Here is a 13563-nt window from a genome sequence, read left to right as displayed (position 1 = left end):
CGATGAACGCGCCACGCACACGGGTGCAGCGGCGCCCTGTGCATGGGGTGTTGCTGCTCGACAAGCCGCTGGGGTTTTCCAGCAACCAGGCCTTGCAAAAGGCCAAGTGGTTGCTGCGCGCCGAAAAAGCGGGCCACACCGGCACGCTCGATCCGCTCGCCACAGGCGTGCTGCCGCTGTGTTTCGGCGCCGCCACCAAATTCAGCCAACTGCACCTGGACGCCGACAAGACCTACGAGGCAGTCGCGCGCCTGGGCGTCAAGACCGCCACGGGTGACGCCGAAGGCGAGGTGATCGCCGAACGCCCGGTACAGGTCTCATCTGAAGACCTGGCCCGCGTCCAGGCCCAATTCACCGGCCCGATCCGCCAGGTGCCGCCGATGCACAGCGCGCTCAAGAAAGACGGCAAGGCGCTGTACGAGTACGCCCGCGAAGGCATCGAGATCGAGCGCGCACCGCGCGACGTCGTCATTCACCAGCTTGCGCTGACCCAGCTGGATGACACCAGCATTCGCATCGTTGCGAGCGTGAGCAAGGGCACCTACATTCGCACCCTGGGCGAGGACATCGGCGAGGCGCTGGGTTGCGGCGCGCACCTGACCTCGCTGCGCCGCACGGCCACGGGCGGATTCGGGCAGGCGCAGTGCGTCACCATCGAAGCGCTCGAAGCCATGACCGAAGACGAGCGCCTGGCACGCCTGTTGCCTCCCGAAGCGCTGGTCGACGGCCACAGCCGCGTCACGCTCGCGGCCGAAGATGCCGCACGTTTTCTCTCGGGCCTGCGCCGCCGCGGCGGCTGGGCCGATGCCGAGGCGGTGGCCGTGTTCGGCACCGACCCGCAGGCGTTCCTGGGCACCGCCCACGTGAGCGCCGGCGAACTGATCCCGGGGCGCTTGCTGAACCCCATCGAAATTCAGCAAATTCTTTTGAACGCACCACAGACCGAAGCGACACCATGAGTACCAAGCAAATCCGCAATATCGCCATCATTGCCCACGTGGACCATGGCAAGACCACCATGGTCGACCAGCTGCTGCGCCAGTCGGGCACCTTCGCCGAGCACGAGAAGGTCGTCGACACGGTGATGGACAACAACGCGATCGAAAAGGAACGTGGCATCACGATCCTGGCCAAGAACTGCGCCGTGACCTGGGAAGGCACGCACATCAACATCGTCGACACCCCGGGCCACGCGGACTTCGGCGGTGAAGTGGAACGCGCACTGTCGATGGTCGACGGCGTGGTGCTGCTGATCGACGCGCAGGAAGGCCCGATGCCCCAGACGCGCTTCGTGACCAAGAAGGCGCTGGCCCTGGGCCTGAAGCCCATCCTGGTCGTGAACAAGGTCGACAAGCCCGGCGCGAACCCCGACAAGGTGGTCAATGCCGCCTTCGACCTGTTCGACAAGCTCGGCGCGACCGACGAACAGCTCGACTTCCCCGTGGTGTACGCCTCGGGCATCAACGGCTGGTCGTCGCTCGAAGAAGGCGCTCCTGGCGAGCAGTGGGGCCCCGACATGTCGGCCCTGTTCAACACCATCCTGAAGCACGTGCCGTCGCAAAAGGGTGACCCGAATGCACCGCTGCAGCTGCAGATTTCCGCGCTCGACTTCTCGACCTTCGTCGGTCGTATCGGCGTGGGCCGCATCAGCCAGGGCACGCTCAAGCCCATGTCGGACGTGCTGGTCATGGAAGGCCCGGACGGCAAGAGCATCAAGGGCCGCGTCAACCAGGTGCTGACCTTCCAGGGCCTGGACCGCGTGCAATCGACCGAAGCCGGCCCCGGCGAAATCGTGCTGATCAACGGCATCGCCGACATCGGCATCGGCGTCACCGTGACCGACAAGGACAACCCCGCGCCGCTGCCCATGCTCAAGGTCGACGAACCGACCCTGACCATGAACTTCTGCGTGAACACCAGCCCGCTGGCCGGCCGCGAAGGCAAGTTCGTGACCAGCCGCCAGATCTGGGACCGCCTGCAGAAGGAACTGCAGCACAACGTGGCACTTCGCGTGAACGAGACCGACGAAGAAGGCATCTTCGAAGTCATGGGCCGCGGCGAACTGCACCTGACCATCCTCTTGGAAAACATGCGCCGCGAAGGCTATGAGATGGCCGTCTCGAAGCCGCGCGTGGTGTTCCGCACCGTGAACGGCGAGAAGCACGAGCCCATCGAAATGGTCACGGCCGACATCGAAGAAGGCCATCAGGGCGGCGTGATGCAGGCACTTGGCGAGCGCAAGGGCGAACTCGTCAACATGGAACCGGACGGCCGTGGCCGCGTGCGCCTGGAGTACCGCATTCCGGCGCGTGGCCTGATCGGCTTCACGAACGAATTCCTGAACCTGACGCGCGGCTCGGGCCTCATCAGCAACATCTTCGACAGCTATGAGCCACACAAGGGCGACATCGGCGGCCGCAAGAACGGCGTGCTGATCTCGATGGACGACGGTGAAATCTTCACCTACGCCCTGGGCAAGCTGGACGACCGCGGCCGCATGTTCGTGAAGGCGAACGATCCGGTGTACGAAGGCATGATCGTCGGTATCCACAGCCGCGACAACGACTTGGTCGTGAACGCCACGCGCACCAAGCAGCTGACCAACTTCCGCGTGAGCGGCAAGGAAGACGCGATCAAGATCACGCCCCCGATCGACCTCACGCTGGAATACGGCGTCGAGTTCATCGAGGACGACGAGCTGGTCGAAATCACGCCCAAGAGCGTGCGTCTGCGCAAGCGTTTCCTGAAGGAAAACGAGCGCAAGCGCGCCGGCCGCGAAACGGCCGCCTGATCGCCGGCGCCGTCGTTTCATGCGCCTCACGCATGGCGCAGCCGTCGGGCTGATGGTCGCCGTGACCCTGATGTGGGGCACGGCGGGCGTTGTCACGCGGCACCTGGCGCAGGCGCACAGTTTCGAGATCACCTTCTGGCGCAGCCTCTTCACGATGCTGGCGCTGCTGGTGATCTTGCCGCTTTGGCGGGGGTGGGCGGTGTTCTCGCTGCTGCGCCGCGGCGGGCGCTCGCTCTGGATCTCGGGCGTCTGCTGGGCCGTGATGTTCACGGCCTTCATGGTGGCGCTGACCCTCACCTCTACCGCGAGCGTGCTGGTCACGATGTCGCTCGGGCCGCTGTTCACCGCACTGGCCGCGCGTCTCTTCATCGGGCACAAGCTGCCTGCTCGCACCTGGGCGGCCATCGTGGTCGCCGGGCTGGGCATCGGCTGGATGTACGGCACGCAGCTGCTGGGCGGTGGCGGTGGGTCGCTCGTCGGCACGCTGGTGGCGCTGTGCGTGCCGCTGGCCGGCGCGACGCAATGGACCGTGGTCCAGCATGCGCACGCCGAAGGACAGGATGTCGACCTCGTGCCTGCGGTGCTGATCGGCGCGACCCTCTCCGCTCTCGTCACCTTGCCGCTGGCCTGGCCGTTTCATGCCGGCCCCCATGACCTGGGGCTGCTGGCCTTCCTGGGCGTCTTTCAGCTGGCGATTCCCTGCGTGCTCTCGGTGCTGTGCGCGCAGGTGCTCAAGGCGCCCGAGGTGGCGTTGCTGGCGCTGCTCGAGGTGATCTTCGGCATCGCGCTGGCCTGGCTCGGCGCCGGCGAGACGCCCGCGGCCAGCGTGCTGACGGGCGGCGTGCTCGTGATCGGTGCGCTGGTGTTCAACGAGCTGCTCGCGCTGCGCGGGCGCCGCACCACGCTGGCGGACACCGCGTTGCCGGGCGCGCACTGACCTTTCGCCGCCCTCAGCGGCCGAAGAGGTACCAGCCGATCACGATCACGACGGCCACCACGATCATTCCGAAGTTGCGCCAGCTGGCTTGCTGGCTGCGCGCGAACTCTTTGAGCATGTCGGCGGTCTCCTGCTCGTCGGCGGCGACGATCGCCTGGGCTTCGTCGAGGATGCGCCGATGGTCGGCTGCCGTCGCAAAGGCCGGCTCGGCGGCAACACGGGCGCGCAGCGCTTCGAACGGCGCCGTGTCGAGCAGGCCGTCGGTCACCAGCCAGCCCAGCGTGGGGCCCAGGGCGGCGGGCGCGCCGGTCAGGGGCGCAGCACGCAGCGCCAGGTCGCGGGTTTCGGTGTCGATCAGTCCTTCGTTGAACAGCGCGATCACGGCCTCGTGCGTGATGCCGGTCTTGCCGAGGTCCAGCAGGTCGTCCGCGTCGTAGGCGATGTCTTCCGCTTCGGTGAAAGCCGCGACGGCCGGCGAGGCGGCTTCGAGGCGTTCCACAGCCGCATCCAGTTCTTCCTCGGCGATCAGGTTCTTGAGGCGCATCCAGGCCAGCGCATGCGCGGGGCCGGGAATCGGTGGCAGGGCGGGGGCCTCGGGGTGCGCGAGCGCGGCATCGTGCTGCGCGTCGGTGATGAGGCCGTGGGACACAAGCGCGTGGAAGGCATCCGGGTGGGTGTCGGCAAAAGTCATCGGGCCATTCTGCCGTGCACCATGAAAAAAGCCCCGGCAGATGCCGAGGCTTGGGTCGCTGAAAGCGCCGGTTCAGACCGACGTCATCACATCAGCGGCATCAGGGACGGGCGACCTTCCAGGCACCGTTGGCCACGCCGTCACCGGTCTTGTCGCCGGCCTTGGTGTCCTTGGCCCAGTAGTACAGCGGCCAGCCCTTGTAGGCCCACTGCTTCTTGCCGTCTTCACGCACGATGATGGTGTAGCCGCCCATGGGCTTGGCGGCGTCGGCCACGGCGAGCGGCGGCCAGTTGGTGGCGCATTGGCCGTTGCAGGCGGAGGTCCCGGCATTGGCGGTGTCGCGGGCGAAGGTGTAGAGCGTCATGCCGTTCGGGCCGACCAGCACGCCGTCGGCGGTGCGGGTGGGCGTGTCGGGCGCTCCAGCGGTCTTGGTGGACATGCCGCCGCAGCCGGCGAGCAAAGCCGCTGCGAGGATCGAGGCGCTGAGCAATTTCATGCAGTTTCTCCTTCAGTTGAAAAATCAATCGCGAAAACAAGCCAGGTGAATGCGCGAACCGGCAGTTTATGCCGTCGCTACGATAACTCGCGGTAGGCCAGGGTCGCGAGTCTCAGTAGCGCATCGCGCGGCAGGCGACCGGCCACGGCATAGCCGAAACCCCGGTCGACCCAGTAGAAGCTCGGCACGGCGTCGTCCGAGGCGAAACGGAAGGCGGTTTCGCGTGCGGCAGCGGCGTCCGCGGCCTGCGCGTCGAGCGTGCCGATGTACAGCGTGATGCGTTCACCCGCCGCGTCCTCGAACATGAACTGGGCGCGCGCGCCGGTTTCGCCGGGCAGCAGGCGTCCGCCGACCAGCGTGTAGCCGAGCGAGGACAGATCGGGCACCTTGAGCGGGTGGTCGAGGCGCTTGGACAGCCACTGCACCAGGTGCTGCTGCTCGGCGGCGGCCACTTCGACGGGGTGCCGTTTCTCGGGGGTGTAGACGACGTGGGCCACCGAGGCATCGCGCACGAACTCGCGCACGGCCGGTGCGCGCGCCAAGGAGGCCCCGGCCGCCTGGGGCGCGCCCGACCACTGGGCATTGCCGAGCCAGCCGGCCGCGAAGGCGACCAGCAGGCCGGCGGCCATGCCGCCCCAGCGCAGCCAGGGGGTCGAGCGACCGGCCTCGGCACGGCGCCGCTCGAGCACGCCCATCAGCGGCGCAGGCACAGGTTCGTCGAGCAGGCCACCGTGCAGCCGGCGCAAGGCGTCGCGCTGGGCATGCCAGGCCGCCACGCGGGCCGCCACGGCCGGATCGCGCGCCAGCGCATCCTCGACCGCCTCGCGGCGTTCGGGCGGCAATTGGCCGTCGACCCAGGCGTGCAGCTCGTCGTCGGTGGGGGGCAGGGGGGGGCGGTTCATGGCGGGGTGCTTCACGTCACTTGAGGCGGCGCAGTCCGGGGCGGTTGGGCGCGGCGGCGCCGTCCATCAGTTCCTGCAGGCGAAGGCGGGCGCGCGAGAGGCGCGACATCACGGTGCCGATCGGAATGCCGAGCACCTTCGCCACCTCGGCGTAGGACAGGTCTTCGAGCGTCACCAGCAGCAGCACGGCGCGTTGCTCTTCGGGCAGCTGCATCAGGCAGCGCTGCAGGTCGAGGCCCAGGCCCGGATCGACGCCGCCCTGCAGCTGCTCGGGCGCTACATCCTCCAGCGGCACGACTGCATGCGGCGGCGGCCGGCGCCGCACCTGGCTGGCGAAGAGGTTGTGCATGACCGTGAAGAGCCAGGCGCGCAGGTCGGTGCCCACCACCCAGAGCCGCCACTTGCCGCAGGCCCGCTCGAGCGTGTCCTGCACCAGGTCGTCGGCCGCCCAGGCGTTGCCCGTGAGCGCGCGCGCATAGCGGCGCAGGCTCGGGATGTGCTCGACCAGCAGGCGGGCGTCCATGGGCGGGCCGGGGGCCTGTCCGACTCAGGGCTTGGCGGTTTTCCAGGTGCCGTTGACGCCGTCGCCGGTCTTGTCGCCCGGCTTGGTGTCCTTCACCCAGTAGTACAGCGGCCAGCCCTTGGCGGCCCATTGCTTCTTGCCGTCGTCGCGCGTGACGATGGTGAAGTCGCCGCTGGGCTTGTCGCTGTCGGCTGCCATGAAGGGTGGCCAGTTGGTGGCACAGCCGCCGTTGCAGGCCGACTTGCCGCTGCCGGCCGTGTCCTTGTCGAAGGTGTAGAGCGTCATGCCGTTCGCACCGACCAGCGCGCCATCGGCGGCCTTGGGCTGGGCGAACGCGGGGAGGGCGAGCAGGCTGCCGAGCAGTGCGGCGGCGATGCCGATGGAGGACATGCGGATAGGTGACATGGAAAGACTCCTGGGTTGATGGCATCGAGGATCGATGACACCGCACAAACGCCCGCAGAGCGCGTTTTATTCCATGCCGCCCCAAAAAAGAATGATCAGCGGTTGCGGCTCTTCATCGCGCGCTCGACTTCGCGCTTGCCTTCGCGGTCCTTGATGGTGTCGCGCTTGTCGTGCTCGGCCTTGCCCTTGGCGAGCGCGATCTCGCACTTCACCTTGCCGGCCTTCCAGTGCAGGTTCAGCGGCACCAGCGTGTAGCCCTTTTGCTCGACCTTGCCGACGAGGCGCTTGATCTCTTCCTTGTGCAGCAGCAACTTCTTGGTGCGGACCGAATCAGGATTGACGTGCGTCGAGGCGCTCTTGAGCGGGTTGATCTGGCAGCCGACCACGAACAGCTCGCCGTCGCGGATCACCACGTAGCCGTCGGTGAGCTGCACCTTGCCTTCGCGCAGCGACTTGACTTCCCAGCCCTCGAGGACCATGCCGGCCTCGAAGCGTTCTTCGAAGAAATAGTTGTAGGCGGCCTTCTTGTTGTCGGCGATGCGGGAGGAGGTGTCTTGTTTCTTGGTGGCCATGGCTCGAGAAGTTGGGGGCGCATGGCTTCAATACAATCCGTCGCGCACGCTGTGCCGATTCTATGAAAACAGTCCACAAGTCCGTCCTCATCTGGTACAGCGCCGAAGAAATGTACGCGCTCGTCACCGATGTGGCGAAGTACCCGCAGTTCCTGCCCTGGTGCGACAAGTCGCGCGTCATCGAGCAGGACGAGGGCGGCATGACCGCCGAAGTCGGCCTGGCCTTCGCCGGGCTGCACCAGAGTTTCACCACCCGCAACACGCACATCGCAGGCCGCGAGGTGCAGCTGAAGCTGGTCGACGGGCCGTTCTCCAACCTCGACGGCACCTGGAAATTCCACCCCGTGGGCGAGCAGGGCGAACGCGCCTGCCGCGTCGAGCTGCAGATGAGCTACGGCTTCAGCAACTTCGCGCTGCAGGCCCTGGTGGGGCCGGTGTTCGACACCATCGCATCGAGCCTGGTCGAGGCCTTCGTCAAGCGCGCCGAACAGGTCTACGGCGAAGGCTGATGGCCGATCGCCGCATCGAGGTCACGCTGAGCTGTTCGCCGGCGGCGCGCGAGGTGTTCGAGCAGGTCCTGCAGCTCGCGCCCGGCACCGCGGTGGCCGAGGCGGTGAAGGCCAGCGATCTCATGCAGCGCTTTCCCGACCTGGACTGGCGGCATGCCATGACGCCGGGCATCTGGGGCCGGGCGGTGGCGTGGGAGCAGCCGTTGAAGGACGGCGACCGCATCGAGCTGTGCCGTCCGCTCACGGTCGATCCGAAGGTGGCGCGCCGTGAACGCTTCCAGCGGCAAGGCGCGCGCGGCACGGGCCTGTTCGCGAACAAGCGCAAGGGCGGCAAGGACGGCTACTGAGCAGCCGCCGTTGCCGGCTTACTTGCAGTCGGCGTCGATGACCGTTTGAGCGCGCTTTTGCGCGTCGGCGCGTGCGGCGTCGTCCATGAATTCACGCTCGCCCTTGGCATTGACCTTGGCGATGCGGATGCCGCTGTCGATGGTGTTCTTGTTCTCGCGTGCACGGGCGCAGTTGTCGGCCTTGGCCTTGGCGATCTTGGCCGCTTCAGCCGCTTCCTTGGCCTTCTGCTCGGCCTCGGCCTTCTTGGTCTTTTCCTCGAGTTCCTTGTCCACGCCCGTGGGCTTGGGCGGCGGCGCGGCCTTGGGGGCTGCGGCCGTCTCGCTGCTTCCCTCGGGGGCCGGCGTGACCGGGGCGGGCGCACGGGCCGACGGCGAGGGGCCGGCGCGTCGCAGGATGTTCTTCTCGGGGATGTCGGTGGGCGGCGGCTGGTCGCTGAAGACCTTCTTGCCGCTGTTGTCGACCCATTGCCATTGCGCGCTCGCCGAGAGCGGCAGCGCGCACGCGCAACCCAGTACCAGCCAATGCAGGAGATTCATGCGCGGAGTTTAGCTGGGCCTTACTTTTTGCAACATCCGGAATGGGCGGTTTTGCAACGGTCAAAAAGAACCCGCGCCGGCGAAGCGGGCGAGGGCCTCGTTACAATCCGTCTTTTGGAGCCTCACCCATGCGCCTTCTCGGCAAAGCGCTCACCTTCGACGACGTGTTGTTGGTGCCAGCATTCTCCCAAGTCCTGCCCAAGGACACGTCTCTCGCCACCAAGTTCTCCCGCAACATCACGCTGAACCTGCCGCTCGTCTCGGCGGCCATGGACACCGTGACCGAAGCCCGCCTCGCGATCGCCATCGCGCAGGAGGGTGGCATCGGCATCGTGCACAAGAACCTCACCGCGCAGCAGCAGGCCGCCGAAGTGGCCCGCGTCAAGCGCTACGAGTCGGGCGTGCTGCGCGACCCGGTGGTGATCACGCCGACGCACTCCGTGCGCCAGGTGATGGCACTGTCCGACCAGCTCGGCATCTCGGGTTTCCCGGTGATCGACGGCGGCAAGGTCGTCGGCATCGTCACGGGGCGCGACCTGCGCTTCGAGAACCGCTACGACGTGCCCGTCAGCGAAATCATGACGCAGCGCGACCGGCTCATCACCGTGCCCGACGGCACCACGCTGGCCGAAGCCAAGGCGCTGCTGAACAAGCACAAGCTCGAGCGCCTGCTGGTCATCAACGGCGACTGGGAGCTCAAGGGCCTCATCACCGTCAAGGACATCACCAAGCAGACCAGCTTCCCCAATGCCGCACGCGACGCCAATGGCCGCCTGCGCGTGGGCGCGGCGGTCGGCGTGGGTGACGGCACCGAAGAGCGCGTCGAAGCCCTGGTGAAGGCCGGCGTCGACGCCATCGTGGTCGACACCGCCCACGGCCACAGCGCCGGCGTGATCGAGCGCGTGCGCTGGGTCAAGAAGAACTATCCGCAGGTCGACGTCATCGGCGGCAACATCGCCACCGGCGACGCGGCGCGCGCACTGGCCGACGCCGGCGCCGACGCCGTCAAGGTCGGCATCGGCCCGGGCTCCATCTGCACCACCCGCATCGTGGCCGGCGTGGGCGTGCCGCAGATCATGGCGGTCGACAGCGTCGCCACCGCGCTGCAGGGCACGGGCATTCCGCTGATCTCCGACGGCGGCGTGCGCTACTCGGGCGACATCGCCAAGGCGATCGCCGCCGGCGCGAGCACCGTGATGATGGGCAGCATGTTCGCCGGCACCGAAGAGGCACCGGGCGAAATCGTGCTGTACCAGGGTCGCAGCTACAAGAGCTACCGCGGCATGGGCTCCATCGGCGCGATGCAGCAGGGCAGTGCCGACCGGTACTTCCAGGAATCGACCACCGGCAACCCCAACACCGACAAGCTCGTGCCCGAAGGCATCGAAGGCCGCGTGCCCTACAAGGGCTCGATCGTCTCCATCGTCTACCAGATGGCCGGCGGCGTGCGGGCCAGCATGGGCTACTGCGGCTGCGCGACCATCGAGGACATGCAGAACAAGGCCGAGTTCGTCGAGATCACCACGGCCGGCATCCGTGAGAGCCACGTCCACGACGTGCAGATCACGAAGGAAGCCCCGAACTACCGCGCTGAGTAAGCCCAATCTGGCCAGACCTTGAAAGTCAGGCCAGACTCGGCTTAAAATTTGGGCCAGATTCAAATTTTCTGGCCTAAATGCAATCCATCGGCATCGCTGAAGCCAAGAACAACTTCTCGGCCCTGATCGACCTGGTCGAAAAGGGCGAGGAGGTTCGCATCACCCGCCACGGCAAGGAAGTCGTGCGCATGCTGCCGGTGCGCCGCAAACCCGTCATCACCGACGAGCAGATCGCCCGCGAGCTCGGGCAGATCGACGCGCTGCACGCCACCATCCAGCCCGGCCCCACGACCCGCGAGCTCCTGGACCAGGGACGCCAGCCATGACCGCTTTCGTCATGGACGCCTCGGTCACTGCCGCTTGGCTGCTGCCCGACCAGGCCAGCGAACACACCCGCAGGCTCTACGCCGCCATCCGCCGCGACGAGGTCGAGCCGCAGGCGCCCAATGCCTGGCAATGGGAGTGCGCCAACATCCTCGCCAACGGCGTGCGCAGCGGCCGCATCCCGGCATCGGCCGTCGAGGGCTTGTGGAGCGTGCTCGACGCCATCCGCCACCGCGTGGAGCTGCACGACCTCGCGCCGGCCCAGCACAAGGCCGTGCTCGCCGTGGCCATCGACGCGGGCGTCTCGCTCTACGATGCGGGCTACCTCTGGCTCGCCAAATCGCTCAACCTTCCGCTCGCCACCTTCGACGAGCACCTCATCCAAGCGGCGCCGCACGCGGGCGTCAAGCTGTTCGACATTTCAACGCTCTGAGTCCTTTCGCCATGCAACACGACAAGATCCTCATCCTCGACTTCGGCTCGCAAGTCACCCAGCTCATCGCACGCCGCGTGCGCGAAGCGCACGTGCTCAGCGAAGTGCATCCCTGCGACGTGACCGACGAATGGGTGCGCGAATACGCCGCCGACGGCCACCTCAAGGGCGTGATCCTCTCGGGCAGCCACGCCAGCGTGTACGAAGAGACCACCGACAAGTGCCCGCAAGCCGTGTTCGACCTCGGCATTCCCGTGCTCGGCATCTGCTACGGCATGCAGACCATGGCGCACCAACTGGGCGGCAAGGTCGAAGGCGGCCACAAGCGCGAGTTCGGCTTCGCGGCCGTGCGCGCCCATGGCCACACCGCGCTGCTGAAGGACATCGCCGACTTCACCACGCCCGAGGGCTTCGGCATGCTCAACGTGTGGATGAGCCACGGCGACAAGGTCACCGAGCTACCACCCGGCTTCAAGCTCATGGCCAGCACCGACAGCTGCCCCATCGCCGGCATGGCCGACGAGGCGCGCCGCTACTACGCGCTGCAGTTCCATCCTGAAGTCACGCACACCGTGCAGGGCAAGGCCATCATCGACCGCTTCGTGCTCGGCATCTGTGAAGCCAAGCCCGACTGGGTCATGCGTGACCACATCGCAGAAGCGGTGGAAAAGATCCGCGAACAGGTGGGCGATGAAGAAGTCATCCTGGGCCTCTCGGGCGGTGTCGATTCGAGCGTGGCTGCCGCGCTCATCCACCGCGCCATCGGCGACCAGCTCACCTGCGTGTTCGTCGACCACGGCCTGCTGCGCCTGAACGAAGGCGACATGGTCATGGAGATGTTCGAAGGCAAGCTGCACGCGAAGGTCATCCGCGTCGATGCCAGCGACCTGTTCCTGGGCAAGCTCGCCGGCGTGAGCGACCCCGAAGCCAAGCGCAAGATCATCGGCGGCGAGTTCGTCACCGTGTTCAAACAGGAAGCTGCCAAGCTCAAGGCCGGCGACGGCGGCCACAAGGGCGCGACCTTCCTGGCGCAAGGCACCATCTACCCCGACGTCATCGAATCGGGTGGCGCCAAGAGCAAGAAGGCCGTCACCATCAAGAGCCACCACAACGTCGGCGGCCTGCCCGAACAGCTCGGCCTGAAGCTGCTCGAACCGCTGCGTGACCTGTTCAAGGACGAAGTGCGCGAACTCGGCGTGGCCCTGGGCCTGCCGCCCGAGATGGTCTACCGCCATCCGTTCCCCGGCCCAGGTCTGGGCGTGCGCATCCTGGGCGAAGTGAAGAAGGAATACGCCGACCTGCTGCGCCGCGCCGACGCGATCTTCATCGAGGAGCTGCGCAACTTCACCGACGCCGAAACCGGCAAGACCTGGTACGACCTCACGAGCCAGGCTTTCACCGTGTTCCTGCCCGTGAAGAGCGTGGGCGTGATGGGCGACGGCCGCACCTACGACTACGTCGTCGCGCTGCGCGCCGTGCAGACCAGCGACTTCATGACCGCCGACTGGGCCGAGCTGCCGTATGCGCTGCTCAAGAAGGTGTCGGGCCGCATCATCAACGAGGTGCGCGGCATCAACCGCGTGACCTACGACGTGTCGAGCAAGCCGCCGGCGACGATCGAGTGGGAATGAGTTCCTGAAAAGAAGAAAGGCGCCGCAAGGCGCCTTTCTTCTTTGGCGGGTGACCCGATGATCAGAAGCTCGCCTTCAACCCCACCGTGAACATCCCACCCTTCGCCTGCTTCGACAGCTTGCCGAAGTAGTCGTAGTCGGCCGTGATCGCGAGGTTCTGCGTCATGCGGTACTCGGCGCCGACACCGACCATCACGCCCGTGCTGGTGCCCGAGAGGCGTTGGTTGGCCGGGGCCCAGTTGTTGTCGCCGGAGATGCGTCCGCGTGCCACGCCGAGGCGGCCGTTGAGGGCGAAGGCGTCGCCGAGCGGCATGCGGGCGGTGGCGGCGGCGTAGAAGACCTGGCCGGTGCCGGTCTGCAGCCGGGAGCCGCCGTAGGCCGAGCTCCATTGGCTCACGCTGCCGAGGCGGGCGTAGCCGGCTTCCACGCCGAAGTGTTCGGTCAGGCGGTAGCCGCCGTACAGCTTGTAGGACGTGCCGCTCTTGTTGGCCTTCTTGCCGCCCCATGGCACGGGCACGTGGTTCTTCGAGGACGACAGGCTGTAGCTGGAGCGGCCGATGGCGCCGCCGACATACAGCCCGGTGTCCTTGTCGAGACCGGCGGCGAAGGCGCCGACGGAGGCGGTGCCGAGCCAGAGGGCTGCGAGTGCGAGGCGGGCTTGCGTTTTCGTCAAGATGAAATCCTGTTGGTTGATTGATCGATTGAATGAATGCGTGGATGGGCGGCGTGTCGTTGTTCGCCTTGCCGCCACCGTCCGACGATTCTCAAAAACCAAGCTGAAGGCGAGCTTCGCGTTTGCTGAAGGCCTCATGAAGGGCCCTTGCCATGCGCGATGATCGACACATGTCAGCTCAGCTTCTTCTTCCC

The 13563-nt window shown here is 66.8% G+C and carries 17 protein-coding genes; 9 read left to right on the top strand and 8 right to left on the bottom strand.

Features of this window, described 5'->3' with window-relative positions; all coding sequences use genetic code 11:
* Window positions 1-2: 2 nt before the first annotated feature.
* From truB to AC07OX_RS01230, 3 genes are read left to right on the top strand one after another with little or no spacing between them, the layout of a single operon-like run.
* A complete protein-coding gene (truB, locus tag AC07OX_RS01240) occupies window positions 3-959 on the top strand; it encodes a tRNA pseudouridine(55) synthase TruB (RefSeq protein WP_492726914.1) in 957 nt (318 codons plus the stop codon).
* On the top strand, window positions 956-2791 hold the full coding sequence (gene typA / locus AC07OX_RS01235; RefSeq protein ID WP_062479817.1) for a translational GTPase TypA: 1836 nt from the start codon (window positions 956-958) through the stop codon (window positions 2789-2791). Before truB ends, typA begins: the two co-directional genes overlap by 4 nt.
* Window positions 2792-2810: 19 nt before the next feature.
* A complete protein-coding gene (locus AC07OX_RS01230; protein WP_495262526.1) occupies window positions 2811-3728 on the top strand; it encodes a DMT family transporter in 918 nt (305 codons plus the stop codon).
* Window positions 3729-3741: 13 nt separating this feature from the next.
* On the opposite strand, the gene AC07OX_RS01225 is transcribed toward AC07OX_RS01230, so the two are convergent.
* From AC07OX_RS01225 to smpB, 6 genes are all read right to left on the bottom strand, one after another.
* Window positions 3742-4419, bottom strand: coding sequence for a hypothetical protein (locus AC07OX_RS01225; protein WP_495262525.1), 678 nt, complete (start codon window positions 4417-4419; stop codon window positions 3742-3744).
* A 100-nt stretch (window positions 4420-4519) separates the two neighbouring features.
* Window positions 4520-4915 (bottom strand): COG4315 family predicted lipoprotein, encoded by a 396-nt coding sequence (locus tag AC07OX_RS01220; RefSeq protein WP_062479812.1) that lies wholly within the window; start codon window positions 4913-4915, stop codon window positions 4520-4522.
* 77 nt (window positions 4916-4992) lie between these two features.
* Window positions 4993-5817 (bottom strand): anti-sigma factor family protein, encoded by an 825-nt coding sequence (locus AC07OX_RS01215; RefSeq protein WP_495262524.1) that lies wholly within the window; start codon window positions 5815-5817, stop codon window positions 4993-4995.
* 16 nt (window positions 5818-5833) lie between these two features.
* Window positions 5834-6340: a sigma-70 family RNA polymerase sigma factor gene (locus AC07OX_RS01210; protein WP_495262523.1), complete on the bottom strand. Its 507-nt coding sequence runs from the start codon at window positions 6338-6340 to the stop codon at window positions 5834-5836.
* Window positions 6341-6364: 24 nt separating this feature from the next.
* Window positions 6365-6745 carry a COG4315 family predicted lipoprotein gene (locus AC07OX_RS01205; protein WP_495262522.1) on the bottom strand — a complete coding sequence of 127 codons (381 nt, stop codon included), beginning with the start codon at window positions 6743-6745 and terminating at the stop codon, window positions 6365-6367.
* Between the two features lie 95 nt (window positions 6746-6840).
* Window positions 6841-7317, bottom strand: a complete 477-nt coding sequence (gene smpB / locus AC07OX_RS01200) for an SsrA-binding protein SmpB (protein WP_062477854.1) — start codon at window positions 7315-7317, stop codon at window positions 6841-6843.
* Between the two features lie 62 nt (window positions 7318-7379).
* Here smpB and AC07OX_RS01195 point away from each other — a divergent pair, with 62 nt between their 5' ends.
* Both AC07OX_RS01195 and AC07OX_RS01190 read left to right on the top strand, forming a co-directional pair.
* Window positions 7380-7826 carry a type II toxin-antitoxin system RatA family toxin gene (locus tag AC07OX_RS01195; protein ID WP_062477851.1) on the top strand — a complete coding sequence of 149 codons (447 nt, stop codon included), beginning with the start codon at window positions 7380-7382 and terminating at the stop codon, window positions 7824-7826.
* The gene (locus tag AC07OX_RS01190; RefSeq protein ID WP_062477848.1) at window positions 7826-8173 is read left to right on the top strand and encodes an RnfH family protein; all 348 of its coding nucleotides are present in this window, start codon (window positions 7826-7828) and stop codon (window positions 8171-8173) included. Before AC07OX_RS01195 ends, AC07OX_RS01190 begins: the two co-directional genes overlap by 1 nt.
* An 18-nt stretch (window positions 8174-8191) precedes the next feature.
* Here AC07OX_RS01190 and AC07OX_RS01185 read toward each other — a convergent pair whose 3' ends face one another.
* Entirely contained in the window at window positions 8192-8710 is a 519-nt protein-coding gene (locus AC07OX_RS01185) for a DUF4124 domain-containing protein (RefSeq protein ID WP_495262521.1), read from the bottom strand.
* Window positions 8711-8838: 128 nt separating this feature from the next.
* Here AC07OX_RS01185 and guaB point away from each other — a divergent pair, with 128 nt between their 5' ends.
* The 4 genes from guaB (at window position 8839) to guaA (ending at window position 12696) form a co-directional block, all read left to right on the top strand.
* Window positions 8839-10308: an IMP dehydrogenase gene (gene guaB / locus AC07OX_RS01180; protein WP_062477841.1), complete on the top strand. Its 1470-nt coding sequence runs from the start codon at window positions 8839-8841 to the stop codon at window positions 10306-10308.
* Between the two features lie 77 nt (window positions 10309-10385).
* On the top strand, window positions 10386-10634 hold the full coding sequence (locus AC07OX_RS01175; protein WP_070060762.1) for a type II toxin-antitoxin system Phd/YefM family antitoxin: 249 nt from the start codon (window positions 10386-10388) through the stop codon (window positions 10632-10634).
* Complete coding sequence (locus tag AC07OX_RS01170; RefSeq protein ID WP_070060761.1) at window positions 10631-11065, top strand: type II toxin-antitoxin system VapC family toxin; 435 nt, start codon at window positions 10631-10633, stop codon at window positions 11063-11065. The genes AC07OX_RS01175 and AC07OX_RS01170 overlap by 4 nt, the downstream gene beginning before the upstream one ends.
* Window positions 11066-11076: 11 nt before the next feature.
* Window positions 11077-12696: a glutamine-hydrolyzing GMP synthase gene (gene guaA / locus AC07OX_RS01165; protein WP_159276901.1), complete on the top strand. Its 1620-nt coding sequence runs from the start codon at window positions 11077-11079 to the stop codon at window positions 12694-12696.
* Window positions 12697-12757: 61 nt separating this feature from the next.
* Here the strand turns inward: guaA and AC07OX_RS01160 are convergent, their stop codons facing one another.
* Complete coding sequence (locus tag AC07OX_RS01160) at window positions 12758-13369, bottom strand: porin family protein (RefSeq protein ID WP_495262520.1); 612 nt, start codon at window positions 13367-13369, stop codon at window positions 12758-12760.
* Window positions 13370-13563: the final 194 nt, after the last annotated feature.

The organism is Variovorax sp. GW821-FHT09D07 (genome assembly GCF_059416345.1).
This window is presented reverse-complemented; position numbering and strand designations above follow the sequence as displayed.